The sequence below is a fragment of the Rhodoferax sp. genome (genome assembly GCF_025354435.1).
Taxonomy (GTDB): Bacteria; Pseudomonadota; Gammaproteobacteria; order Burkholderiales; family Burkholderiaceae_C; genus Rhodoferax_B.
Window position 1 is genome coordinate 89,776 of the sequence record NZ_JANXMU010000060.1, and the last position, 26,909, is coordinate 116,684.

The 26,909-nt window shown below is 62.2% G+C and carries 15 protein-coding genes; 11 read left to right on the forward strand and 4 right to left on the reverse strand.

All coding sequences use genetic code 11. The features are described 5' to 3' along the window. Positions 1-68: 68 nt before the first annotated feature. The gene (locus Q0T48_RS15985; RefSeq protein WP_295958012.1) at positions 69-2,510 is read right to left on the reverse strand and encodes a glycogen/starch/alpha-glucan phosphorylase; all 2,442 of its coding nucleotides are present in this window, start codon (positions 2,508-2,510) and stop codon (positions 69-71) included. Positions 2,511-2,790: 280 nt separating this feature from the next. On the opposite strand from Q0T48_RS15985, the gene glgC reads away from it, so the two are divergent. The 6 genes from glgC to Q0T48_RS16015 all read left to right on the forward strand — a co-directional run bounded on the left by glgC (position 2,791) and on the right by Q0T48_RS16015 (position 10,427). Beyond that, positions 2,791-4,059, forward strand: coding sequence for a glucose-1-phosphate adenylyltransferase (gene glgC, locus Q0T48_RS15990; protein WP_295958013.1), 1,269 nt, complete (start codon positions 2,791-2,793; stop codon positions 4,057-4,059). Next, positions 4,056-5,534 carry a glycogen synthase GlgA gene (glgA, locus tag Q0T48_RS15995; protein WP_295958016.1) on the forward strand — a complete coding sequence of 493 codons (1,479 nt, stop codon included), beginning with the start codon at positions 4,056-4,058 and terminating at the stop codon, positions 5,532-5,534. The genes glgC and glgA overlap by 4 nt, the downstream gene beginning before the upstream one ends. Positions 5,535-5,669: 135 nt before the next feature. Continuing rightward, positions 5,670-7,067 carry a phosphomannomutase/phosphoglucomutase gene (locus Q0T48_RS16000; RefSeq protein WP_295958018.1) on the forward strand — a complete coding sequence of 466 codons (1,398 nt, stop codon included), beginning with the start codon at positions 5,670-5,672 and terminating at the stop codon, positions 7,065-7,067. A gap of 5 nt (positions 7,068-7,072) precedes the next feature. Next, positions 7,073-8,104, forward strand: a complete 1,032-nt coding sequence (waaC, locus tag Q0T48_RS16005; protein WP_295958021.1) for a lipopolysaccharide heptosyltransferase I — start codon at positions 7,073-7,075, stop codon at positions 8,102-8,104. After that, a complete protein-coding gene (waaC, locus tag Q0T48_RS16010; protein WP_295958024.1) occupies positions 8,101-9,141 on the forward strand; it encodes a lipopolysaccharide heptosyltransferase I in 1,041 nt (346 codons plus the stop codon). The genes waaC (Q0T48_RS16005) and waaC (Q0T48_RS16010) overlap by 4 nt, the downstream gene beginning before the upstream one ends. Then, the gene (locus Q0T48_RS16015) at positions 9,138-10,427 is read left to right on the forward strand and encodes a 3-deoxy-D-manno-octulosonic acid transferase (RefSeq protein ID WP_295958027.1); all 1,290 of its coding nucleotides are present in this window, start codon (positions 9,138-9,140) and stop codon (positions 10,425-10,427) included. The genes waaC (Q0T48_RS16010) and Q0T48_RS16015 overlap by 4 nt, the downstream gene beginning before the upstream one ends. Before the next feature lie 38 nt (positions 10,428-10,465). Here Q0T48_RS16015 and Q0T48_RS16020 read toward each other — a convergent pair whose 3' ends face one another. Together Q0T48_RS16020 and Q0T48_RS16025 are read right to left on the reverse strand one after the other, a co-directional pair. Further along, positions 10,466-11,218: a sulfurtransferase gene (locus Q0T48_RS16020; RefSeq protein WP_295958031.1), complete on the reverse strand. Its 753-nt coding sequence runs from the start codon at positions 11,216-11,218 to the stop codon at positions 10,466-10,468. Between the two features lie 13 nt (positions 11,219-11,231). Continuing rightward, positions 11,232-12,785: a methyl-accepting chemotaxis protein gene (locus tag Q0T48_RS16025; protein ID WP_295958034.1), complete on the reverse strand. Its 1,554-nt coding sequence runs from the start codon at positions 12,783-12,785 to the stop codon at positions 11,232-11,234. Positions 12,786-12,966: 181 nt separating this feature from the next. On the opposite strand from Q0T48_RS16025, the gene dnaE reads away from it, so the two are divergent. From dnaE to Q0T48_RS16045, 4 genes are all read left to right on the forward strand, one after another. Continuing rightward, a complete protein-coding gene (gene dnaE, locus Q0T48_RS16030; protein WP_295958037.1) occupies positions 12,967-16,497 on the forward strand; it encodes a DNA polymerase III subunit alpha in 3,531 nt (1,176 codons plus the stop codon). Between the two features lie 296 nt (positions 16,498-16,793). Next, positions 16,794-18,194 (forward strand): amidohydrolase, encoded by a 1,401-nt coding sequence (locus Q0T48_RS16035; RefSeq protein ID WP_295958041.1) that lies wholly within the window; start codon positions 16,794-16,796, stop codon positions 18,192-18,194. Positions 18,195-18,435: 241 nt separating this feature from the next. Beyond that, the gene (locus Q0T48_RS16040; protein ID WP_295958044.1) at positions 18,436-21,468 is read left to right on the forward strand and encodes an EAL domain-containing protein; all 3,033 of its coding nucleotides are present in this window, start codon (positions 18,436-18,438) and stop codon (positions 21,466-21,468) included. Positions 21,469-21,472: 4 nt separating this feature from the next. Further along, the gene (locus tag Q0T48_RS16045) at positions 21,473-22,840 is read left to right on the forward strand and encodes a TAXI family TRAP transporter solute-binding subunit (protein WP_295958046.1); all 1,368 of its coding nucleotides are present in this window, start codon (positions 21,473-21,475) and stop codon (positions 22,838-22,840) included. Between the two features lie 145 nt (positions 22,841-22,985). Here Q0T48_RS16045 and ettA read toward each other — a convergent pair whose 3' ends face one another. Then, positions 22,986-24,647, reverse strand: coding sequence for an energy-dependent translational throttle protein EttA (gene ettA, locus Q0T48_RS16050; protein WP_295958048.1), 1,662 nt, complete (start codon positions 24,645-24,647; stop codon positions 22,986-22,988). Between the two features lie 255 nt (positions 24,648-24,902). Here ettA and Q0T48_RS16055 point away from each other — a divergent pair, with 255 nt between their 5' ends. Next, on the forward strand, positions 24,903-26,774 hold the full coding sequence (locus tag Q0T48_RS16055) for a DEAD/DEAH box helicase (RefSeq protein WP_295958051.1): 1,872 nt from the start codon (positions 24,903-24,905) through the stop codon (positions 26,772-26,774). Positions 26,775-26,909 lie beyond the last annotated feature (135 nt).

Consider the following 26,909-nt stretch of genomic DNA (forward strand, 5'->3'; position numbering starts at 1 on the left):
ACCGATCTAGAGTGGGTTTACATGGAGGGAATCGCGCTATTGCGGTGTTGTCTGTCACCGCATTTTTGTTATAGCGTGTTCGGAGCGTCTGCCGCGATATGCCAAATTTGCTGGGCGTATTCGCGGATGGTGCGGTCGGAGGAGAACACCCCCATACCCGCCACATTGGTGATGGCCTTGGCGCACCAGGCGGACGGCTGGCGGTACAGGTCGTCTACCAGGGATTGCGTGGCCACATAGGAGGCGTAATCGGCCAGCAGCAGGTAGTGGTCGCCGCCCCACAGCAGCGAATCCACCAGTGCGCGGTAGCGGCCGGGCTCGTCGGGCGAAAACTGGCCGCCCGAGATGGCATCCAGCACGGCCTTGAGGGCGGGCGTGCTTTCGTAGTAACGCATGGGCTGGTAGCCGCTTTGCTTCAAGGCCTGCACTTCGGGAGTTTTGAGACCGAAGATGAAGATGTTGTCGTCGCCCACGTTCTGGCGGATTTCGATGTTGGCACCATCGTCGGTGCCGATGGTCAACGCGCCGTTCAGGGCCAGCTTCATGTTGCCGGTGCCCGAGGCCTCGGTGCCTGCGGTGGAGATTTGCTCGGACAAGTCCGCACCCGGCATGATGATTTCGGCCACCGACACGCCGTAGTTGGGCATGAACACCAGTTTGAGCTTGTCGCCGATACGCGGGTCGTTGTTGATCACGCTACCCACGTCGTGGATCAGGCGGATGATGGACTTGGCCGTCACGTAGCTGGACGCCGCCTTGCCCGCGAAAATCACGGTGCGCGGCACCCAGTTGGCGGTCGGGTTGGCCAAAATGGCCTGGTAACGGGTAACCACGTGTAAAACATTCAGCAACTGGCGCTTGTATTCGTGGATACGTTTCACCTGCACGTCAAACAGGCTGTCTGGGCTGACCTTGATGCCGGTGCTCTTCTCAATCGCGTTGGCCAGACGTACCTTGTTGGCCCGCTTGACTTCCATGAACGACTTTTGGAAAGCCGCATCGTCTTTTTTGGCCTTGAGCTTTTGCAGCTGGTCCAGATCGAGCCGCCAGCCCTTGCCCAGCGTGCTGTCCAGCAAGTTGGACAGGCCGGGGTTGGCCTGTGCCAGCCAGCGGCGCGGGGTCACGCCGTTGGTCATGTTGGTGAAGCGGCCGGGCCAGATGGCGGCGAAGTCGGCAAAAATGGTTTGCACCAGCAACTCGGAGTGCAGTGCCGACACGCCGTTGACCTTGTGGCTGCCGACGATGGACAGGTTGGCCATGCGTACGCGGCGCTCGCCTTGCTCGTCAATCAGCGACAGGCGCGCTAAGAAGGCACTGTCGCCCGGGCGGTGCAGGGCCGCCATTTCCAGAAATTCCTTGTTGATGCGGAAGATGATTTCCAGGTGGCGCGGCAGCACATGCTGCATCAGGCCCACGGGCCAGGTTTCCAGCGCCTCGGGCATCAGGGTGTGGTTGGTGTAAGAGAAGGTCTTACAGCAAATCGCCCAGGCTTTGTCCCAGGGCATGCCGTGGTCGTCGCATAGTACCCGCACCAGTTCGGCCACGCCAATGGCGGGGTGGGTGTCGTTCAAATGGATAGCGACATGCTCGGCCAGGTTGTCCAGCGTGGGGTGTTCGCGCAGGTGGCGCACCACCAGGTCTTGCACCGATGCAGACACAAAAAAGTATTCTTGCTTCAGGCGCAGTTCGCGCCCGGCGGGCGTGCTGTCGTTGGGGTAGAGCACCCAAGAAATGTTCTCGTACTCGTTTTTCATGCTGGCCGCACGGGCGTAGTCGCCGGTGTTGAAGGCATTCAGGTCGATGTGGGCGGGCGCTACGGCCTTCCACAGGCGCAGGGTGCTGACCTTGTCGGTGCCGTGGCCGGGCACCACCATGTCGTAGGCTTTGGCCGCCACTTCACCGGCGTTGCGCCACACGGGCGCGCCGTTGACCTGCTCGACCCAGCCGCCAAAGCGGACCGGGTAGCTGATGTCGGCACGGGGAAACTCCCAGGGCGTGCCGTTTTCAAGCCAAGGATCGGGGTATTCCATTTGCGCGCCATTCTGGATGTCTTGCGCAAACATGCCGTACTCGTAGCGGATACCGTAGCCAAAAGACGGCAGGCCGACGGTGGCCATGGAATCCAGAAAACAGGCGGCAAGACGGCCCAGCCCGCCGTTGCCCAATGCGGCATCGGGCTCGCGGTCAGCCACGGTCTCCAGGGTTTGGGCGAATTTTTGCAGGCCGGTGGCGGCTTCACCACGGATATCCAGCGCGCCCAGCGCATTGGACAGGGTGCGGCCCATCAAAAATTCCATGGACAAATAAACAACACGGCGGGCCTTGGCAGCGTGGTCGCGCGCCTGGGTTTGCACCCAGCGTTGTGACAATTGCTGGCGCGCAACTTGCGATACAGCCAGCATCAAATCGTTCGGGGTGGCTTCTGCGGGACTGACACCGACGGTGTCGAGCAAATGCTGTTCAATACCGGCTTGAATGGAGGTAGCTGTAGGGGCAATACGCTGGGTCACAGGGGCATCCTTTGTGTGGGTTGGCACAAGCCAGAATCCGATGTACGGATGGCTATTTTTCTAGTCTAAGCGCTTTGAATGCGGGTACACCGCTCATTTCCAGAATTCTCGCACGAGGTAACCCGCCGGTAACTGTTTTTTAAATCCTCGGATTAAGATGCTGGCGTTAACCAAAAAACCCGGTCAACAATTAGCCCAGGACTTGCGTAAGTCCCCTGTTCGCCCAGAAGGCTTGCAGGGGGTACTGCGTAAATCCTCATCCTTTCTCTGGAGACAAAAAATGCAGCAAAACAACTTAGCGCTCGGACTGGACCTGCCCAAACGGGCAATTGCATTGGTGCTCGCCGGTGGGCGTGGCAGCCGATTGATGAACTTGACAGACCGCCGCGCCAAGCCTGCGGTGTATTTTGGCGGCAAGTTCCGAATTGTTGACTTTGCACTGTCCAATTGTTTGAATTCCGGTATCCGCCGCATTGGTGTCATTACCCAGTACAAATCGCACAGTTTGCTGCGCCATTTGCAGCGCGGCTGGGCATTTTTGAAGAACGAGATGAACGAGTTTGTCGATCTGTTGCCCGCACAGCAGCGCAACGACAACGAAAACTGGTACCGGGGCACAGCTGACGCGGTCTACCAAAACCACGATATTCTGGAGAGCTACGGTGCCGACTACATCGTGGTGTTGGCGGGCGACCACATCTACAAGATGAACTACGCGCTGATGCTGGCCGACCACGTGGCCCAAGGGCGTGAATGCACCGTGGGCTGCATCGCCGTACCACGCGCCGAAGCGTCGGCTTTTGGCGTGATGGCCATCGACGAGAACCGCCTGATCACCGAATTCCTGGAAAAACCTGCCGATCCACCATCCATGCCGGGTAACCCCGACATGTCGCTGGCCAGCATGGGCATTTATATTTTTAACGCCGCCTTCCTGTATGCCGAGCTGGAGCGCGACATGGCGGACCCCACGTCTAGCCATGACTTTGGCAAAGACATCATTCCCCGCGCCGTGCGCAATGGCCTGGCCACCGCCCACCCGTTCTCCATGAGCTGCGTGCCCGATGCGGCCGAAGACGAGCCGTACTGGCGCGATGTCGGCACGATCGACGCGTACTGGGATGCCAACATCGACCTGACCGCCACCGAGCCCAAGCTCAACCTGTACGACACCCACTGGCCCATCTGGACCTACCAGGCCCAGCTGCCACCGGCCAAGTTTGTCCACAACACCGACGACCGGCGCGGCATGGCGATCGAGTCCATGGTGTCCGGCGGCTGCATTGTGTCGGGCAGCGTGCACCGCTCGGTGCTGTTTTCCAGTGTGCGGGTGCATTCGTATTCTGAGGTCAAATGGTCGGTGCTCTTGCCCGACGTACAGATTGGCCGGGGTGCACGCATCAACCGTGCGGTGATCGATCGCGGCTGCGTGATTCCTGACGGCATGGTGATCGGCGAAGATGCCGCGCTGGATGCCGAGCGCTTCCACCGCAGCGAAAACGGCATCACGCTGGTCACCTCTGCCATGCTCAAAAAGCTGGCGGAATGAAAGTCCTGCAAGTAGGGGCCGAGGTTTTTCCTCTGGTCAAAACCGGCGGCTTGGCCGATGTGCTGGGGGCCTTGCCCCAGGCCCTGGTGGCCGCCGGTGCCGATGTGCGCCTGCTGCTGCCGGGCTTTCCCGCGATTTTGACGGGCTTGCAAAAGCCGGTCGTGGTCTGCGAGATCGGTGCGGCGTTTGGTGCCGCGCGGGTACGCCTGGTGCGCGGCACCATTGTGGCCAGTGGCATAACGGCCTATGTGGTCGATGCGCCTTATTACTACCAGCGCACGGGCAACCCGTACCTGGGTGCCGATGGACTCGAATGGCCCGACAACGCCCAGCGCTTTGCCTTGCTGGGTTGGGTGGCGGCGCATGTGGCCGCAGGCGGCCTGGATCCGGCCTGGACTCCGGACGTGCTGCACGCCCACGACTGGCATGCCGGTATGGCTTGCGCCTACCTGGCCTCCAACCAGGCAGCCACGGTGGCCACCGTCTACACCGTGCACAACCTGGCTTACCAGGGCCTGTTTGATGCCAAGGATTTCCATCTGCTGGGCTTGCCGGCGCGTTTCATGGACCCGACCCGACTGGAGTACCACGGCAAGTTCTCATTCATGAAAGCCGGGCTCACCCATGCCCAACGCGTCACCACCGTCAGCCCCAGCTACGCGGCCGAGATTGCCACCAACGAGTTTGGTTGTGGTCTGGACGGCGTGGTGCGCTCGCGCGGTGCCGACGTGTCTGGCATCTTGAACGGGGTAGACGATGCAGTGTGGAACCCCGCTGCCGACAAGGACATCACCACCCCGTACTCCGCCACCGCACTGGCGGGTAAGGCCACGTGCAAAGCGGCCTTGCAAAAGGAACTCGGTCTACAGGTGGATGCCAAGCGGCCCCTGTTCACCCTTGTAAGCCGCCTGACCCAGCAAAAGGGCTTGGACCTGGTGCTGGCCGCGATTCCTGAAATGTTGGCTGCCGGTGCGCAACTGGCCGTGCAGGGCAGTGGCGATGCTTTGCTGGAAAAAGCCTTTACCGAGGCTGCTGCGGCGCACCCGGGGCAGGTGGCCGTGCGCCTGGGTTACGACGAGCCGTTTGCCCACCAGATGATTGCCGGAGCCGATGCCATGCTGGTGCCGTCTCGGTTTGAACCCTGCGGGCTGACCCAGCTCTACGCATTGCGCTACGGCACCGTGCCGGTGGTACGCCGCGTCGGCGGGCTGATCGACACGGTGGTGGATGCCAGCGAGACCAGCCTGCAGGACAACACCTCAACGGGCTTCATGTTTGGTCCGGCCAGCAAGGAGGCCCTGGCCTTGGCGGTACACCGTACCGTGCAGGCTTTTGGCCAGCCAGCCGTGTGGGCGCAACTGCAGCAGCGCGGCATGGCGCAAAACTTCTCATGGGCTGCAGCGGCCGCGCAGTATCTGGCCCTGTACCAGACACTGTGCACGCCAGCCAAAGCCCCGGCCAAGGCCAAAAAGTAGCCAAAAAGTGCCGGGCAATCAACCGGCGATGGGCTGCCGGAAATACACGCATGGCGTGACTACAATTCCGGCAGTCCATCCGGCCATCTTATACAGGGATGGCCGGGTTTTTGATTTACTTACTCCCCTCACACCATGCACATCGCCAGCTCCATCTTCAAAGCCTACGATATCCGCGGCATTGTTCCCACCACCGTGACCGAAGCCGTTGCCGAAGGCATCGGCAAGGCCTTTGGCACGATCGCCCTGGCAGAAGGTGAAACGGCGGTGGCCGTGGGACGCGATGGCCGCCTGAGCGGCCCGTCGCTGGTGGCCGCGCTGATCCGCGGTTTGGTAGCCGTGGGCATCGAGGTAATCGATGTAGGCACCGTGACCACGCCCTTGTTGTACTTCGCTGCCAACACCCTGTGCCGCAGCGGCATCCAGGTCACTGGCAGCCACAACCCCAAGGATTACAACGGTTTCAAGATGGTCATGGGCGGTCGTTCCATCCATGGCGATGAAATCCAGGCCCTGCGCCGCATGATGGAAGCCGAGACTTGGCTGCCCAAAACCGGTGGTTCGGTGCGTAGCGTGGATGTGCTACCTGCCTACACCGCCCGCATCGTCTCGGATATCAAACTAGCCCGCCCGATGAAGATCGTGGTCGATTCCGGCAACGGCATTGCAGGTGCATCGGCCCCCGACATCCTGCGCGCCATCGGCTGCGAGGTAATCGAACTGTTCAGCGAGGTGGACGGTAACTTCCCCAACCACCACCCCGACCCCAGCAAGCCCGAGAATCTGCAGGACCTGATCGCCGCGCTGAAAACCAGCGGTGCCGAGCTGGGCCTGGCTTTTGATGGTGACGGCGACCGCCTGGGTATCGTTACCAATGACGGCACCAACATCTACCCCGACCGCCAGATGCAGCTCTTCGCCGAAGACGTGCTGCGCCGTGTCCCCGGCGGCACCATTTTGTTTGACGTGAAATGCTCGCAGCGCCTGGCCCCGGCCATTGCCGCTGCCGGTGGCCACCCACTGATGTTCAAAACCGGCCACTCCCTGATCAAAGCCAAGATGAAAGAAATCGAAGGCGCAGGTGGCCAGGCCCCGCTGGGCGGCGAAATGAGCGGCCATATCTTCTTCAAGGAGCGCTGGTTTGGTTTCGACGACGGCACCTACGCGGGCTGCCGTTTGCTGGAAATCGTCAGCCAGTCGCCCGATGCCAACGCCGTGCTGCACGCCTTGCCTACCAGTTTCTCCACCCCCGAGCTCAACGTGGCCTGTGCCGAAGGCGAGCCGCCCGTAGTGGTGGCCAAGGCCTTGGCGATGGTGGACTTTGCTGCGCCCGCGGTGGTCAGCACCATCGACGGCCTGCGGGTCGATTGGCCGGATGGCTTTGGCCTGGTCCGCGCCAGCAACACCACGCCGGTGCTGGTGCTGCGTTTTGAAGGCCACACGCCCGAAGCCCTGGAACGTATCCAGCACGACATGCTGGCCCTGCTGCGCCGTGCCAAACCCGACGCCAAGCTGGCGGCCAGCGCCCATTGATGCCTGTGCCTGAGTCTTTGCCTGGAAAAGGGCAGGGCATGCGGGTGCTGATCGTCAAGCTGTCGTCTTTTGGCGATGTGGTCCAGACCCTGCCCACCCTGCACGACATGCGCCAGGCCTTGCCCCTGGCCACGTTTGACTGGGTGGTCGAAGAAGCCTTTGCCCCGCTGCTCCAGGCCCATGTGCCGCGCCTGGGTCGGGTGATTCCGCTGGCGCAGCGGCGCTGGCGCAAAACCCCGTTTAGCGCCAGTGTGCGGGCCGAAAAAGCGGCCTTCATACAGACGTTGCAGGCCGAAGCCTACGACGTGGTGATCGACCTCCAGGGGCTGATCAAATCCGCCCTGATTGCCCGCCAGGCCCGGCTCACCTCCAGCGGCTGGCGCGCCACCTACGGCAACGGCAGCGAAGACTGCGGCTACGAGTGGCCCGTGCGCTTCATGGTGCAGCGCCCCCAGCCCATGCCGCCGCGCATCCACTCCCTGCAGCGCTACCGCCGCCTGGCCGCGCTGGCGCTGGGCTATCCGCCGCGGGAAGACGGCATTGCCTACGACGAACTCCAGGTCACCCCGGTACAACCCGATGGCAGCGTAATGCTGGTCCACGGCACCACCCGGGTCGAAAACGAATGGCCGCTGGCTCACTGGGTGCAGATTGGCCAGCACCTGGTGGCCCAAGGCCTGACGCTCAGCGTGCCACAGGCGAACGCTTACGAGGAAAAGTTTGCCCAGCAGCTGTGCCAGGAGATTGGCCCGCAAGCCCGCATGCTGCCGCGCATGGGTTTAGCCGCGCTGGCCGCGCAAATGGCGGGCTGTGTGGGCGTGGTTGGGGTGGATTCAGGCCTGAGCCACCTGGCCGTGGCGCTGAACCTGCCGCACGTGCAAATTTTCAGCCAGCCGCGCATCTGGCGGGCTGGTCCGCTGGGTAGCCCTTACCAGGTCGCCGTGGGCGGGGCAAGGGCTCCCGATGTAGACACCGTGTGGCAAGCATGGCAAGCTGTGTGGAGCGTGTTCCACAACCCCCAAGCTATTCCTGCATGAATGTTCTGATCGTCAAACTCTCTTCCCTGGGGGATGTGGTGCACGCCATGCCGGCAGCCCAAGACATCTTGCACGCCTTTCCGGGTGCCCTGGTGGACTGGGTGGTCGAACCCGACTTTGCCCCCTTGGTACGCCGCTGTGCCGGTTTGCACCGGGTGATTGAATGCGACCTGAAGCGTTGGCGTGAAACCGTGTTTACCGCCGACACCCGCAACGCCTGGCGGGCGTTTTCATCCGACCTGCAGTACGAATGCTACGACGCGGTGTTGGACGTGCAAGGCATGAGCAAATCGACCCTGGTGGCCAAGATGGCCCGCCTGGGCTCGGACGGCCTGCGCTACACCTTGGACAACCAGGCCGAAGGCACGGCATTCCAGGCCCCCACCCGCTGGGCGGCCGACGTGACCGTGCCGGTGGAATCGCACATCCACGCCGTAGACCGGGCGCGGGTGATGTGCGCCCGGGCCCTGGTCTATGCCCTACCAGATAAACCCTCTTTTGGGCTGCAAGCGCATGTAAATACTGCACGGCGCGCTACCAAAACGATATCAAATCAATTTTTTGATGTCAGCCATGTCGAAGCCACGCCCATCGTGGCCTTTTTGCATGGCAGCACCCGTGCCGACAAAAGCTGGCCCGAAGCCCACTGGCTGGAACTGGGCCACCGCCTGAACGACCTGGGCTACACCGTGGCCTTTGCCCATGGCAACGACGACGAGCAGTGGCGCAGCGAAAGCATTGCCAATCGTCTGAGCCAGGCCGTCGTCTGGCCCCGTATGCCCTTGGGCGCGCTGACCGATGCCTTGGGCGAATGCCTGGGTGTGATCGGCATTGACAACGGCACCAGCCAGATCGCCGCGGCGCTGAACCTGCCCTTGGTCAAAATCTACAACTTCGACACCGTGTGGCGCACCGGCCCGCAAAACTGCGACCACCAGCTCAGCGTGTTCGCCGAACCTGCACCCACCGTCAATGCGGTCTGGAACGCCTGGATGCAAGCGTCCGCTCTCGCCGCATTGCGAGATTCCGCGCATTGATCCTGCGACTGTATTCTCTGTTGCTCTGGCTGGCCAGCCCGCTGCTGCGCCGAAAACTGCGGTCGCGCGCGCGGGCCGAGCCCGGCTACGCCGTGGCAGTACCCGAGCGCTTTGGCCACTACCACCAGCCACCCGGCCAGGGCTTTGTGTGGATCCACGCCGTGTCGCTGGGCGAAACCCGTGCCGCGGCAATTCTGCTGGCCGCCTTGCGCCGCGAGATGCCGGGCCTGCGCCTGCTGCTGACGCATGGCACGGCCACCGGGCGGGCCGAGGGGCAGGCGCTGCTGCAACCGGGCGATGTGCAGGTGTGGCAGCCCTGGGACAGCCACGGTGCGGTACGGCGCTTTGTGCGGCATTTCCAGCCCCGTATCGGCATCCTGATGGAAACCGAAATCTGGCCGAATCTGCTGGCGGCCTGCCAGGCGGCGGGCGTGCCGGTGGTGCTGGCCAACGCGCGGCTCAGTGCGAAATCGCTACGCCAGGCGCAGCGGCTGTCGGCCTTGTCTCGGCCAGCCTACGGTGCACTGGCTGCGGTGTTGGCGCAAACCGCTGCCGACGCACAGCGGCTGGCCGAGGCCGGTGCCCCCCTACCCAAGGTGCTGGGCAACCTGAAGTTCGATGCCACGCCCAACGCCGAGCAGCTCGCCGCAGGACAGGCATGGCGCAGGGCAGGGCGGCCGGTGGCGCTGCTGGCCAGCGCCCGCGAAGGCGAAGAGCTGATGCTATTGCAATATTTACAGTCTTTTAGACCTCTAGCGCATACTCCATCTACGCTAGCAGCTACAAAATTAGGAGTAATGGACGTGCAGTGGCTCATCGTGCCACGCCACCCGCAGCGCTTTGATGCCGTGGCGGCCCTGGTGGTAGAGCACGGATTCAGCCTGTCACGGCGCAGCCAGTGGACCGAGGAACCCGTACCCGCCGACGTGTGGCTGGGCGACTCGCTGGGCGAGATGGCGCTGTACTACGGCCTGGCCGATGTGGCTTTGCTGGGTGGCAGCTTCGCGCCGCTGGGCGGGCAGAACCTGATCGAAGCCACCGCCTGCGGCTGCCCGGTGGTGGTGGGGCCATCGACCTTCAACTTCGCCGAAGCCGCCGAACTGGCCATCGCCGCCGGAGCTGCCGGCTGCGTGGCTGACATGCCGGCCGCCGTGGTCCAGGCCCTGGCCTGGCTGAATGCGCCCGACACTTTGGCCTGTGCCACGGCTGCCGGGCCGCAGTTCGCAGGAGCCCACCAGGGGGCAGCGCTGAAAACCGCTTTGGCGATCAAAGAGTTTTTAGTATAAAAAGTGCCTTTAGCGCAGGATCTACCTACGCGAGTAGCTCACTTTTTCATAGTATCCAGCGCACTGGCCGAAAGATCGGCCTCCAGCGTGCGGCGCTCGTCAAACACAAAGCAACTGCCCTGGTAGTGCGCGCCGTCGGTTTCCTCGAAGTATTTGAGGATGCCGCCTTCGAGCTGGTAGACGTGGTCCAGCCCTTCCTCGCGCATCAAAATCGCGGCTTTTTCGCAGCGGATACCGCCGGTGCAAAAGCTGACCACGGTTTTTCCTTGCAACTCGGCCTTGTGCTCGCGCAGGGCGGCGGGGAACTGGCTGAACTTGTCGATGCGCCAGTCGATAGCCCCGGTGAACGTGCCGTGGTCCACCTCGAAGGCGTTACGCGTGTCCAGCGTGACAACCGGGCGGCCGTGGTCGTCCACGCCCTGGTCTAGCCAGCGCTTGACCGTGGCGGCATCTACCGCAGGCGCACGACCCGAGATGGGTTGGATGGCCGGGTGGTCCATACGGATGATTTCGTTTTTGACCTTCACCAGCATCTTTTTGAATGGCTGGCTGGCCGACCAGCTCTCTTTGGGCGCGATGTCGGCAAAGCGCGGGTCGCCGTGCAGGCGGGTGATGAAGCCGCGCACGGCCGCCTCGGGGGCCGCCAGAAACAGATTGATGCCCTCACTGGCCAGCAGGATGGTGCCTTTGAGCTCTAGCGCGGTGGCCCAGCCGTGCAGCAGATCGCGCAGGGCAGGGGCATCGGGCAGGGGGACGAATTTGTAAGCGGAGATGTTGAGGATGGAGTTCACCCTCTGATTTTAGTTAGGGTAGCGCCACCGGACTGCCAGGCTCCAGGCGGAAGGCGCTGACCATGCTGTTCAAGCCGAGGGCCGAGCGCTTCAGGTTCTCTGCCGAGGCCGCGCTTTCCTCCACCAGGGCCGAGTTTTCTTGCGTTATCTGGTCCAGCCGGGCCACGGCTTCGTTGATCTGGCCAATGCCCAGGCCTTGCTCGGAAGCCGCGGCGGTGATTTCGGCAATGATGTCGCTCACGCGCTGCACCTGGTGGACGATCTCGTTCATGGTGGTGCCAGCTTCTTGTACCAGCTTGCTGCCCGATTCGACCCGCCCCACGCTGGCATCGATCAGGGCCTTGATCTCTTCGGCCGCCTCGGCGCTGCGCTGGGCCAGCAGCCGCACCTCGCTGGCTACCACGGCAAAACCACGCCCTTGCTCACCGGCGCGGGCGGCTTCCACGGCAGCGTTCAGGGCCAGGATATTGGTCTGAAAGGCAATGCCGTTGATCACACCGATGATGTCCACAATCTTGCGCGAGCTGTCGTCTATGCCCTGCATGGTGGTGACCACCTGGCCTACCAGTTGGCCGCCGCGCACGGCCACGGTGGCGGCCGAGGCGGCCAGTTGGTTGGCCTGGCAGGCGGATTCGGTGTTTTGCGACACGGTGGCGGTGAGCTGCTCCATGGCGGCAGCGGCTTCTTCCAGGCTGGCGGCGGTGCTCTCGGTACGGGCGCTCAGGTCGATGCTGCCATGGGCAATTTCGGCGCTGGAATACTTGATGTCCTGGGACGATGTGCGCACCTCGCCTACCATCTGCCGCAGCGCGGTCTGCATGCTCGCCAAGGCTTCTTGCAGTGCACCAATCTCGTCTTCGCGGGTGCGCTGGATGTTAGAGAAAAGATTGCCTGCGGCCACTTCCTGGGCGATACGGGTGCAGTGGGCAATCGGCTTGCGGATGCTGGCCAGCACCGGCCGCGATACCCACACCAGTACCGTCAGCGCCACCACCAGCACGATCCACGAAGTGCGCGACACGTCTTTGCCGGTGGCGGTGAAGGCGGTAATTGAACTGTCAGACAGTTTGCTACCCACTACCGCGGTTTCGTCCACCCCGGCCCGGTGTTCCAGGTACAGCGCGTGGGCCCGCACCAGTTGCTCGCGGGCCGCCACCGCATCGTTCTTGGCCAGGGCGGGCATGACCCCCTCGCGTGCCGCGGCGATGAACTTCTGCGCCGCCTGGTGCTGGCGGCCAAAGAGTTGCTTCTCCAAACCATAGGGCGGGTTTTTCGTCCAGTAAGCAACCCGCGCCTCGTACTCACCGACCAGGCGGGTGACCTGTTTTTGCGCCTCGTCCACCGGCATGGTGCCTTCCACCGCCTGCGATAGCACCAGCCGCAACTCGATCAGGTACAGCGGCGGCGGCAAGATGTCGGCCACCACGTCCTTGGCCACAAAAGTCTGGTTGGCGATGTCGTTGAGGCGGTTGAAGCCCACGTAGGACTGCAGCGCAATGACCAGGGCGGCCAAGATGCCAACGGCGGCCAGAAACAGGGTGGAACTGCGGATGGAGCGGAACATCATGGCACCTCTCAAGGGTTTGAAGTGAAGCGCTCATGCGGCTACGGGCAAACCGCACATGGCACCGACACAAAGATGCCAACAGTTGATGACAAATTGTTTCAATTATGTGTTAAGTTGCGGTCTATCAGGCACTGATTGGTACCGGGCCAGCAACACAGACCCCGCCACTTAAAATGGCTATATGTTTGTTCACCTCCGCCTCCATACCGAATTTTCTGTCGTTGACGGCACAAACCGCATCGACGACACCGTCAAGGTGGCCGCCAAAGACCAGCAACCCGCGCTGGCCATCACCGACCTGAGCAACCTGTTTGGTGCACTCAAGTTTTACAAGGAAGCCCGTGGCAAGGGGGTCAAACCCGTCATCGGCGCCGAAATCTTTCTGGAAGGGCAGGGCCTGGATGCCACCGCCCTGTCGCGCGTCATCGTGCTGGTGCAGAACAAGCAGGGTTACCTCAATTTATCGGAGCTGCTGGCCCGTGGCTTTACCCAAAACATTGTCAAAAACCAGGCCGTCATCAAGTTGGCCTGGCTGCAGGAACTCAACGCGGGCCTGATCTGCCTGGCCGGTGCCCAGGCCGGGCCGGTGGGTCAGGCGCTGGTGCAGGGCGATACGGTGCGGGCCGATGCCATGGCGCAGCAACTGGCGGCCTTGTTTCCGCAACGCTTCTACATCGAGCTGCAGCGCGCGGGCCGCACCGACGACGAGGCCCATGTGGTGGTGGCCGTGCAACTCGCGGCCCGTCTGCAATTGCCGGTGGTGGCCACGCACCCGGTGCAGTTCACCGAAGAGTCCGATTACGAGGCGCATGAAGCGCGTGTTTGCATCTCTGACGGCGAGATTTTGGGCAACCAGCGCCGTGTGCGCCGCTTCACCCGCGAGCAGTACTTCAAGTCCAGCGCGCAGATGCTGGCGCTGTTTGCCGATATTCCCTCGGCCATTGCCAATACGATAGAGATCGCCAAGCGCTGCAACCTGACCCTGGTGCTGGGCAGGCCGCAGTTGCCCGACTTTCCCACGCCCGAAGTGGATGGCGTGCGCATGAGCCCTGACGACTACTTCCGCTATGCCTCGCACGAGGGCCTGAAAGAACGCCTGCTGCACCTGTACCCGGATGCAGCCAAGCGCGAAGAAGTTCGGCCCGGCTATATCGACCGGCTGGAATTCGAGATCACCACCATTTTGAAGATGGGTTTCCCCGGTTACTTTTTGATCGTGGGCGACTTCATCAACTGGGCCAAAAAGAACGGCTGCCCGGTGGGGCCGGGCCGGGGGTCGGGTGCGGGCTCTTTGGTGGCCTACGCGCTGAAGATCACCGATCTGGACCCCCTGCAGTACAAGCTGCTGTTCGAGCGGTTTTTGAACCCTGAGCGCGTCTCCATGCCCGACTTTGACATCGACTTTTGCCAGGGCAACCGCGACCGGGTGATCGACTACGTGAAAGAAAAGTACGGCAAGAACGCTGTCAGCCAGATCGTCACCTTCGGCACCATGGCGGCCCGCGCGGCCATCCGCGACGTGGGCCGGGTGCTGGACCTGAGCTACAACTTCTGCGACGGCATCAGCAAGCTGATTCCCAACAAGCCCGGCATGTCGGTCACGCTGCAGTACCCACCCGCCACCAAGAAGGACGGCGACAAAAACAACTATGCCATCGAGATGGAGCCGGTGTTGGCCGCCCGCATCGAGGCCGAAGAAGACGTGCGCACCCTGATCGAGATGGCGCAAAAGCTGGAGGGCATGACCCGCAACGTGGGCATGCACGCCGGGGGTGTGCTGATTGCGCCGGGCAAACTGACCGACTTTTGCCCGCTGTACCAGCAGCCCGGCAGCGAATCGGCGGTGAGCCAGTTTGACAAGGACGACGTGGAGGCCATCGGCCTGGTGAAGTTCGACTTTTTGGGCCTGGCCACGCTGACCATTCTGGAAATTGCCAAGGACTTCATCGTCGCCCGCCACAAGGGTCAGGAGAACTTTGCGTTCGAAAACATCGCGCTGGACGATGCCAAAACCTACCGCCTGTTCTCCGAGGGTAAGACCGAGGCCGTGTTCCAGTTTGAAAGTACCGGCATGCAGCGCATGCTGAAAGATGCCAAACCCACCCGCCTGGAAGACCTGATCGCCCTGAACGCGCTGTACCGCCCGGGCCCGATGGACCTGATCCCCAGCTTCGTGGCGCGCAAGCATGGCCGCGAAGTGGTGGAGTACCCGCACCCGCTGGTCGCCGAGATGCTGAGCGAGACCTACGGCATCATGGTCTACCAGGAGCAGGTGATGCAGACCGCGCAGGTTCTGGGCGGCTACTCGCTGGGCGGTGCCGACATGCTGCGCCGCGCCATGGGTAAAAAGAAGCTGGAAGAAATGGCCGAGCACCGCCAGATCTTCCGCGATGGTGCCGCCAAGAACGACATCAATGAAGCCAAGGCTGACGAAATCTTCGACTTGATGGAAAAGTTTGCGGGCTACGGTTTCAACAAGTCGCACGCTGCCGCCTATTCGCTGCTGGCGTACCACACCGGTTGGCTCAAGGTGCACTACTGTGCCGAATTCTTCTGCGCCAATTTGACGGTGGAAATGGACGACACCGACAAGCTCAAACTGCTGTTTGAAGATGCCGGCAAGATGGGCCTGAGCTTCGAGCCGCCCAACGTCAACCTGGGCCGCCATCGGTTTGAGCCGGTTACCGACAAAATCATCCGCTACGGCCTGGGTGCCGTCAAAGGCACGGGCCAGCAGGCCATCGAGGCCATCGTGGCGGCACGCGAAGCGGGTGGGGCGTTTACCAGCCTGTTCGACTTCTGCGTGCGCGTGGATAAATCCAAGCTGAACAAACGCAGCGTCGAGGCACTGATCAAGGCCGGGGCGTTTGACGCGATCGAGATTAACCGCGCCGCGCTTATCGCCTCGGTGGACCGCGCCTTCGCCTTTGCCGCCGCCACACTGGCCAACGCCAACCAGGGTGGCCTGTTCGACATGGACGACAGCCACGGCTCCAGCACGCAAGAGCCAGAATTGGTCGAAACCCCCATGTGGGGCATCAAGGAACGCCTGACGCTAGAGAAAACCGCAGTGGGATTTTATCTGTCGGGGCATTTGTTCGACGAGGTGCGCAAGGAAGTGCGCCGCTTTGCCAAGCGCGACCTGGCCGACGCGGTGGACAGCCGCGACACGGTGATGTTTGCGGGCATCATCAGCGACCTGCGGGTCATCAACGGCCAGCGCGGCAAGATGGGCCTGTTCCGGCTGGATGACGGCACCGGCATGGTCGATGCGCGGGTCAGCGACGCGCTGATGCAGGCACACAAAAACCTGTTCAAGGACGACGAGCTCATCATCGCCATGGGCCGGGTACAAACCGACCGCTTTGGTGGCGGAGGCCTGCAGATGAACATCACCGAAGCCTGGGATCTGGCCACTGCGCGCTGCCGCTATGCCAAATTTCTGCGTCTGCAGCTCCCGCCCAACGCCACCGGCTCCGGCCTGGACATTGCCCAACTGGTGAAGGATTTCCCGCCTCAGCGCGAAACCACCGAGCAGGGCGATGTGGTGCACGGTCTGCCGGTGCGCCTGTCGGTGCAGCGCCAAACCGCGCAAGGCAGCGCCGTGGCCGTGTTGCAGTTGGGCGAGCAAGCCAGGTTTTACCCAACCGACGCGGCCTTGGCTTACTGCCAATCGCAAGCCGCCCAGGCGGTTGTCGCATACGAGGAGTAAACCCATCCATCTCTACGGGCGCGCTGCCAAAGGCCGTAGGGATGGTTTTTATGCTTGCTAGCGGATCCGTAGCTAGCTGTGCAGGTAGTGCCTACGCTAGCGGGGCTTTTTTTCACGCAATCCTTGGAAGTGGCCATTTCCAATTTTGCGCTGTCTTCTTAACTTAACATAATATACATCGTATAAAGTAATACGTACTGCTAAAAAGAGCTCCGTTGGCACACAACGCGGCATACTCAACTCTGCGCTTACCAACGGTACCCGCTGCCAACCCCCCACCCAATCGAACTTACACGATGAACGACCAGTTGCTTTTCGCGGACTATATGCTGCCAATGACGCCGGGCAACCCGGTGATCACCAACGGTGCCGTGTGGGTGGATGGTCGCGGTCGGATCGCGGCCGTTGGCGCGGCGGCGGATGTGCTGGCGCTGGCGCCGCCCAACGCCAGCGTTCGGCACCTCAAAGACCGGCTGCTGATGCCGGGCCTGGTCAACACGCACTGCCATTCCGGGCTGTTGCGTGGCACCGCAGAAGGTTTGCCCGTTTGGGCTTGGTTGCAGCAGTTCATTGATCCAATGCACCGTGTGCTCAACGCCGAGGAAGCTGCTGCTGCATCGTGGCTGTGCTACGCCGAATCGCTGCTGTCGGGCACCACCACGGTGGTAGATATGTGGCGCTTCATGGATGGCAGCGGCTTTGCGGCGCAAGAACTCGGAATTCGGGCCATTCTGGTTCCGTATGTGGCCGAGCACCCCGAGCACGCCTATTTCGAAACGCTGGACAGCAACGAGCGCACCATCCAGCAATGGCACGGCAAGGCCGATGGCCGCATCAGCGTTTGGGTCGGCCTGGAGCACATGTTTTATGCCGTGCCCCAGGCTTGGGACCGGGCTGTGCGCATGTCCAAAGAATACGGTGTGGGCCTGCATACCTATAGCAACGAAAGCCGCTTCGATGTGGAGGAAACCCAGCGCCGCTACGGCATGCGCCCGGTGGAGGCTCTGGCCAAATTTGGCTTGCTCGATGCCCACCGCGTACTCTTGGCCCACGGTGTGTGGCTGTCCGACGGGGAAATCAAATTGCTGCGGGAGCGCGGCGTGGGCATCGCGCACAACCCGGTCAGCAACATGAAGCTGGCCAGCGGTGCCGCGCCGGTAGAGAAACTATTGGCCGCGGGTATCGCGGTCGGACTCGGCACGGACGGTGAGAAAGAAAACAACAACCTCGACATGTTTGAGGAAATGAAGGTCGCGTCTTTGCTCGCCAAGTTCTCCAAGCTCGACGCGCAAGCGCTGGATGCCTGGTCCATCTGCAGAATGGCCACGGCAACCGGTGCCCGGGCGCTGGGTATGGACCACGAAATCGGCACGCTGGAAGTGGGCAAAGCCGCCGACCTGATTGCCGTGTGCACCGGCACGCCGCGGATGACGCCGCTGTTAACCGGCCCGCATTTGAACCTGCACCACAACCTGGTCCACGCCGTCCAGGGCGGCGACGTAGATTTGACGATGGTGAACGGGCGGGTTTGCGTGGCCGATGGCCGCTTGGTCACGGCCGACATGCGCAGCCTCATCGATAGGGTCAACCGCGTGGCGCCAGGTCTCTTCGCCCGCCGCACGGCCTGGCTCCAGCAGAATGGCGTGGGTGTGCAGCGCGGAGACGAATCACCCGCCGAGGGGTTGTTCAGGTTATAAGCTATATAAATAATAGCTGCTAGCTTAGGTTATATATGCGCTAGAGCCACTTTTTATTTATATTTTTGTACCCCGCGCACCCGCGCCCTGCCCCGCCTGCCACGGCATCCGCGCTAGAGACCCTGGGGACGCCAGCCGATGCGCATGACCGTTACGACTAGCTGGCCAGACCATAGGCCTTATAGTCGGCCCAAAAGAAACAAATAGACACACTTAGAGACGGAATCAACCCCCATCCACGATGACAACCAAGCCTTCCCGACGCTACCCCAGCGCTGTCCATGCATGGGTGGTGGCGGGTATTGTTTTTGTGATTACAGCATGTGCTGCGGCACTGCTGGTGTGGAGCATGGAACAGCGCCGCGTGCAAAGCGAGCGCGCCAGGGTCGACAGCATCGTGGCCGACCGGGCGCACGCCATCCAGAGCACGATTGAGCGGGCGCTGTCCAGCGCTTACGCGTTGTCGGCCATGGTCCACCAAGCGGGTGGGGAATTCTCGAATTTTGAAGGCGTGGCCAGCGAAATGCTGTCCTTGTACCCGGGGGTGACCATGTTTGCCCTGTCACCGAGCGGCATTGTTCGCAAGGTGGTACCGCTGGCAGGCAACGAGGCCACCATGGGCTTTAACCAGCTCAAAGACCCGGTGCAAAGCAAAGAAGCCAACCGCGCCGTACAAACCGGCAAGCTCACGCTGGCGGGGCCGCTGAACCTGGTGCAAGGTGGCTTGGGCGTGGTGGGCCGTTTGCCGGTGTATTTACAGGATTCCCCGCTGGCAGGCGTGAACCCGTCTGCCCCGCGGTTTTGGGGATTTGTGTCGGTGGTGATCCGCTTGCCGGAAGCTTTGGCGGGCAGCGGCGTGGCGCAGTTGGCCGACCACGGCATCGCCTACGAGCTGTGGCGCATACGGCCCGACAGCCAGCTACGGCAGAGCATTGCCATGTCGGGTACCCAGGCCCCGGTCGATACCGTGGACCGCGATGTGCTGGTACCCAACGGGAACTGGGTATTGAGCGGCGCGCCCATCCAGGGCTGGGGCGACCCTGCCGGGCTGGCGTTCAAAGTGGCGCTGGGCCTGCTATTCAGCGCCCTGCTGGGCTGGGCGGCCCATTTGCTGATGCAACTCAAACGCCAAGAACACAACCTGGAGGCCCAGGTCGTCGAGCGCACCTACGAGATATCGGCCACCCAAAACAAGCTGCAGGCCACGCTGGATGCCATACCCGACCTGATGTTCGAACTCGGCCTGGACGGCACGGTGTACGACTGCCGCATGCCCCCTGCCCTGCTGCTGGACATCCGGCCCGAACAGTACCTGGGCCGCAAGGCCGAAGATGTATTGCCCGTAGAGGCGGCGCGCACGGTAGGTGCAGCCTTGAACGAGGCACAGCAAACCGGCCGTTCAGAGGGGGGCCAGGTGCAGCTGCCGTTTGCCCAAGGGCTGCAGTGGTTTGAAATTTCGGTGGCGCGCAAAACGCCGCTAGAAGCCGTACCGGCTGGCATGCCCGATGCGGATGCACCGCGCTTCATTCTGCTGGCCCGCAACATCACCCAGCGGGTGCAAGCGGATCTGGATCTGCGTATTGCCGCTACGGCCTTCAATGCCCAGGATGGCATGGCGGTGACCGATGCCCAGCGCCGCATCTTGCGCTGCAACTCGGCATTTACCCAGATTACCGGCTACACCGAAGCCGATGTGCAGGGCCAGAGCCTGAACATTCTCAATTCAGGCCGCCATCCGCGAGAGTTCTACCAAACTATGTGGGAAAGCGTGGATACCGCCGGCACCTGGCGTGGCGAGGTCTGGAACCGGCGCAAAAATGGTGCCATTTACCCCGATGCGCGCAGCACCACGGCGGTCAAAGATGCCCAAGGCCAGGTCACGCACTACGTCAACACCTTCAACGACATCACCCAGCGCAAGGCGGCCGAAGAAGAAATCAACCAGCTGGCGTTTTACGACCCGCTGACGCACTTGCCCAACCGCCGCCTGCTGGTAGACCGGCTGCGCCAGGCCTTGGCGCTGGGCGCACGCAGCCACCACTTTGGCGCACTGCAGTTCATTGATCTGGACAACTTCAAGGCGCTGAACGACAGCCTGGGCCACGACATGGGCGACTTGCTGTTGCAGCAGGTGGCGACGCGGCTGGCCGCCTGCGTGCGGGCTACCGACACCGTGGCCCGCCTGGGCGGCGACGAATTTGTGGTGCTGCTGACCCAACTCAGCACAGACCGCGATGAAGCTGCCGCCCACGCCGAAGCGGTGGGCGAAAAGATGCGCCACGCCATCACCCAGCCTTACCTGCTGGAAACGCACGAGCACCAGTTGTCGGCCAGCCTTGGCATTACCCTGTACCAAGGCATGGATGCCAGCATTGACGAGCTGCTGAAACAGGCCGATCTGGCCATGTACCAGGCCAAAGCGGCCGGGCGCAACACGCTGCGTTTTTACGACCCGCAGATGCAGGCGGTGGTGAACACCCGCGTAGCGCTGGAGGCCGACATCCGCCGGGCCCTGTTGGTACAGCAGTTTCAGTTGTACTACCAGGTGCAGGTGGATGCTCAGGGCCTGCCCGTGGGGGCCGAGGCGCTGCTGCGCTGGCCGCACCCGCAGCGCGGCATGGTGCCACCCAACGATTTCATTCCACTGGCTGAGGACACCGGTTTGATCTTGCCGCTGGGCCTCTGGGTGCTGCAGCAGGCTTGCACCCAGCTTCGCGCCTGGAGCCAGCACGCCGCCACCCAGCATCTGACGCTGGCAGTGAACGTCAGCGCACGGCAATTTCGCCAGCCCGATTTTGTGGCATCGGTGCTGCAGGTACTGAACAACACCGGCGCGGCGGCACGCCTGTTGAAACTGGAGCTGACCGAGAGCCTGCTGGTCAATGACGTAGAGGAAACCATCGCCAAAATGCGGGCGCTCAAGGCCAGCGGCGTGGGTTTCTCGCTGGATGACTTTGGCACCGGGTATTCATCACTGTCCTACCTGAAGCGCTTGCCGCTGGAGCAGCTGAAAATCGACCAGTCTTTTGTACGGGACCTGCTTACCGACCCCAACGATGCGGCCATCGCCCGCACCGTGATCGCACTGGGCCACAGCTTGGGCCTGGCGGTGATCGCCGAAGGTGTGGAAACCGAAGCACAACGCAGTTTTCTTGCAGCCCAGGGCTGCGACGCTTACCAGGGTTACCTGTTTAGCCGACCGGTTCCGGCGCAGGCTTTCGGGGAGTGGCTGCAGCGCTATGTAGGGCAGCCGCCGAGCTTTCCTACAATCTGACCCCATGCCCAAGACCCTCAAACTGATCCTACTGTCCCTGCGCGACCTGGTCGTCTCGGCCGGTCCGGTCGTATTCATCGTGATCGGCGCACTCGCCGCAGCCTACTGGTACCTCGATCCACAGCCGCCCAAAACCGTCACCCTGGCCACCGGCCCGGCAGGCAGCGCCTATGCCGAGTTCGGCCAACGTTACGCCAACGCCCTCAAAACCAACGGCATCGACGTGGTGCTGAAGGCCACCGACGGCGCAGCCGACAACCTGCAAATGTTGCGCAATGGCGAGGCCGACGCAGGCTTTGTGCGCGGTGGCAGTGCCGACCCGGTTGCCGACGAAGAAGCGGGCCTGATGTCCCTGGGCAGCCTGTTTTATGAACCGCTGTGGCTGTTTTACCGCACCGACGCGGCGCGCAAAATCGACCCAGGCACAGCCACGCTGACCGCCCTGCCCCAGTTGAAGTCGCTGCGCATCAATATCGACAAACAAGGCAGCGGCGTGCCCGACATCATGGAGAAGATGTTCAAGGCCAACCACATTGAGGCCCGTACGTTGCGGTCTTCGAACCTAGAGCCCGCACCCGCCGTGGAAGCGCTGCTGGCAGGCAAGCTGGACCTGATCGTGCTGGCCTCGGCACCCCAGTCGCCGCTGGTGCAGCGCCTGCTGCGCACGCGTGGCATCCAGCTGATGGACTTTGGCCAAAGCGATGCCTACGCCCGGCGCTTTCCTTTCCTGTCAGCCGTGACGCTGCCGCGTGGCGTGATCGACCTGGCCGCCGACATGCCGCCGCACGACGTGTCCATGCTGGCCGCCACCACTTCGTTGGTATCACGCGACCAGACCCATCCCGCCCTGCGCCAGCTGTTTGCCCAGAGCGCGCAGACCGTGCACAGCGGCGCGGGCTGGTTCAACCGTGCGCGCGACTTCCCCAACACCCGCACCAGCGAGCTGCCGGTCAGCCCCGAAGGTGACCGCGCCATCAATGGCACACCGCCGTTCTGGCAGCGCTACCTGCCCTTCTGGGCCAGTAACCTGATCGAACGCATGTGGCTGGTATTGGGTGGTCTGTTGGTGTTGATGCTCCCTTTGAGCAAAATCGTGCCGCCGCTGTACCAGTTTCGCGTACGCAGCCGCGTTTTCCGCTGGTACGCAAGGCTGCGCGAGATTGAAACCAAGGTCGATGCGCACACCGGCGAGCGCGATGCCCTGCTGGACGAACTCGACGAACTCGACCGCCTGACCCACCGCATCACCGTGCCCTTGTCGTACACCGACGAGCTCTACGCCCTGCGCAACAACATTTACGCCGTGCGCAAGCGCCTGTTGGCTAACTGGCCCAAAGCATCCGAGCCAGTAGTAACAGAAGCAGAAGCGTGAAGGGCCCACAAAAACAAAAACGGCCCGCATAAACGAGCCGTTTCCATTCCAGAGATACCGTGGAACCGGCTCCGCCGGGCCACTGGTATCGCCCCCTGCAAGGGGGGCGGCGCAAGACGCGAAGCGCTGCAGCCTGGGGGTGTGCTTACTTCAATGCTTTGAAACGCATCCGCTTAGGCTTGGCACCCTCCTCGCCCAAACGCTTCTTCTTGTCGGCTTCGTACTCTTGGTAGTTACCGTCAAAGAATGTCCACTGGCTATCGCCTTCGCAGGCCAGGATGTGGGTGGCGATACGGTCCAGGAACCAACGGTCATGGCTGATGACCATCAGCGAACCGGCGAATTCCAGCAGCGCGTCTTCCAGAGCACGCAGGGTTTCCACGTCCAAGTCATTAGACGGCTCATCCAGCATCAGCACGTTGCCGCCTGCAATCAGGGTCTTGGCCAAGTGCAAACGACCACGCTCACCACCGGACAGCGAACCGACGCGCTTTTGCTGGTCGCCGCCGTTGAAGTTGAAGCGGCCACAGTAGGCACGGCTGGCCATCTGGAACTTGCCCACGTTCAAGATGTCGAGCCCACCGGACACGTCTTCCCAAACGGTTTTTTCATTGGCTAAATCGTCACGGTTCTGGTCCACAAACGCCATCTTGACGGTCTGGCCGATTTTCACCGTGCCGCTGTCGGGCTGCTGCTGCCCGGCGATCATGCGGAATAGCGTGGATTTACCCGCACCGTTGGGGCCGATGATGCCGACGATGGCGCCAGGTGGCACTTTGAAGCTCAGGTTGTCGATCAACACACGGTCGCCAAAAGACTTGGTGACGTTGACGAATTCGATCACTTCTTGGCCCAGGCGGTCGGCCACGGGGATGAAGATTTCGTTCGTCTCGTTGCGCTTTTGGTATTCAAAGTCGCTCAGTTCTTCAAAGCGGGCCAGACGGGCTTTGCTCTTGGCCTGGCGGGCCTTGGGGTTCTGGCGCGACCATTCCAATTCCTTCTTCAAGGCCTTGGCACGCGATTCTTCGCCCTTTTGCTCTTGCTCCAGGCGCGCGCCCTTTTGCGTCAGCCAGTCAGAGTAGTTGCCTTTGTACGGAATGCCGGAGCCCCGGTCCAGCTCCAAAATCCATTCGGCGGCATTGTCCAAAAAGTAGCGATCGTGAGTAATAGCCACGACGGTGCCCGAGTAGCGCTGCAAAAATTGCTCCAGCCAGTCCACCGATTCGGCATCCAAGTGATTGGTAGGCTCATCCAGCAGCAGCATGTCGGGCTTGGACAACAGCAGACGGCACAGCGCCACGCGGCGCTTTTCACCACCGGACAACACGCCCACTACGGCATCCCATGGTGGCAGGCGCAACGCGTCGGCGGCGATTTCCAGTTGGTGCTCGGAATCGGTACCGGCGGTGGCGATGATCGCTTCTAGTTCGGCTTGCTCGGCGGCCAGTGCGTCAAAGTCGGCATCCTCTTCGCCATAGGCGGTGTAGACCTCTTCCAGGCGCGCCTTGGCGGTGAATACCTTGCCCATGGCGGACTCGACGCTTTCGCGCACGGTTTGCGTGGGGTCCAGTTGGGGTTCCTGCGGCAGGTAGCCGATGTTCAGGCCAGCCATGGGCTGGGCCTCGCCTTCGATTTCCTTGTCCAGCCCGGCCATGATCTTGAGCAAGGTGGACTTGCCCGAGCCGTTCGTACCAAGCACGCCGATCTTGGCGCCAGGGAAGAAGCTGAGCGAAATATCTTTGAGAATGTGGCGCTTGGGCGGCACGATCTTGCCGACGCGGTTCATGGTAAATACGTACTGGGCCATCTTTTTGAGAGTGAAGTTGCTGCAAAAAATCTGCCGAAACAAGTCGGGCGAACGCCGATTATCCCAGCATGCGACAATCTACAGGTTGCGGCATTCCAATTGGCTGCAACGCCAGCACTTCGCTGGGGGCCAAAACCAAGATAAACCCTCTTGTTTTGCGTCCATTTTTAAAAAATGTCTGCCTTTGATTGGTGCCCCAGTTCACAACTGGAGCGATAGGCCAGGCTTCCAAGCGCCCAGGACGGGCGCAACAAAATGAACTTTGAAGAACTGAATCTGGCCCCGGCCATTCTGAAGGCCGTGCAAGAGCAAGGCTATACCGAGCCCACACCGATCCAAGCACAGGCCATTCCGGTCGTCTTGGCGGGACACGATCTGCTGGGCGGTGCGCAAACCGGCACCGGCAAAACGGCAGCTTTCACCCTGCCCCTGCTGCAGCGCCTGACCGAGAGCGCTCCGGCAACCAACAAATTTGGTGGCAAAGGCATCCGCGCCCTGGTGCTCACCCCCACCCGCGAACTCGCCGCCCAGGTGGAAGAGTCGGTGCAAACCTACGGTAAATACCTGGAGCTGACCTCCACCGTGATCTTTGGTGGTGTGGGCATGAACCCGCAAATCACCAAGGTCAAAAAAGGCGTGGACATTCTGGTCGCCACCCCGGGCCGCCTGCTGGATCTGATGCAGCAAGGCGTATTGGACCTGGGCCAAGTGCAAATGTTGGTGTTGGACGAGGCCGACCGCATGCTCGACATGGGCTTCATCCATGACGTGAAAAAAGTGCTGGCTGCCGTACCCAAAGATAAGCAAAGCCTGCTGTTCTCGGCCACGTTCAGCGATGAAATCCGTGACCTCGCCGCCACGCTGCTGAAGAACCCACAAAGCGTGCAAGTCACGCCGCGCAACACCACCGTGCAGCGCATCACCCAGGTGATCCACCCGGTTGGTCGCGGCAAGAAAAAGGCCTTGCTGGCCCACATCATCCAGGAACACAACTGGAGCCAGGTGCTGGTGTTCACCCGCACCAAATTCGGCGCCAACAACGTGGCCGAATTCCTGGAAAAGAACGGCATCACCGCCATGGCGCTGCACGGCAACAAGAGCCAGTCGGCCCGCACCCAGGCCCTGCAAGGCTTCAAAAGCGGCGATGTACGCGCGCTGGTGGCCACCGACATCGCTGCCCGCGGTATCGACATTGACGACCTGCCACACGTGGTCAACTACGAAATCCCGAACGTCTGCGAAGACTATGTGCACCGCATCGGCCGTACCGGTCGTGCTGGTGCCGAAGGCGCTGCCGTTAACTTGGTGTGCCTGGACGAAGAAGGCTTCATGCAGGACATCGAACGCTTCACCAAGCAAGAAATTGCCGTGCAAGTGATCGAAGGCTTCATGCCCGAACCCAATGAGCGTGCCGAACCCATCGCCATGGGTCGCCAAACGATCTGGGGCGGTGCCGGCAAGCCACCGAGCCGTGACGTGATGCAGGCCGCTGCCAAGGCAGCCCGCACCGAAATGCTGCAGCGCGTGCGCGACAGCAAGGGTGCCAATGGTGGCGACGGCGCTGGCCGTGGCAACAACGGTGGCGGCAATGGCGGCCCCCGTAGCAACGCACCCCGTGGCGGCCCCCGTGCCCCACAAGGTGACGGCATGGCTCCTCCACGCCCCCAAGGCGCGCGTCCACCCCAGGGTGGCCGTGGCGGCCGTCCTAGCGGCCCCGGCGGTGCACGCACCGGTGGCGGCGGCTACGGTGGTGGCAATGCAGGTGGTGGTTACGGCGGCGGCAATGGCGGCGGTAACAGCTACGGTGGTGGCAATGGAAATGGCGGCGGCTACGGCGGCGGTGCACAGCCCGACCACACCCGCTCGGCTTCGATGGGTGGCCAGGGCCCTGCGCCCCGCCCTGCCCAAGGCGGCCAGCCTGACCCCATGCGCACCAGCGTAGACAGCATGCTCGACCGGGGTCGCCGTGGCGGCTTCGGAGGCGGTAACCGCAATAGCGGTGGCGGCGGTGGCTACGGTGGTGGCAATGGCGGCGGTAACGGTGGTGGCGGCGGCTTCGGCGGCGGCCGCAGTAGCGGCGGCGGCTCCCGTGGCCCCGGCGGCCCACGCGGTTCGTTCGGACGCTAATTTAAGAGTCTTTTAGACCTCTGGCGCAGATAGCACATGCGCTAGTAGCTACCAAATTAGGAGCATTCAATTCTCCTTACCTGGCGCATGGCATTCGGCATGCGCCTTTTTTATGGGCGTTTATTTTTACAATCG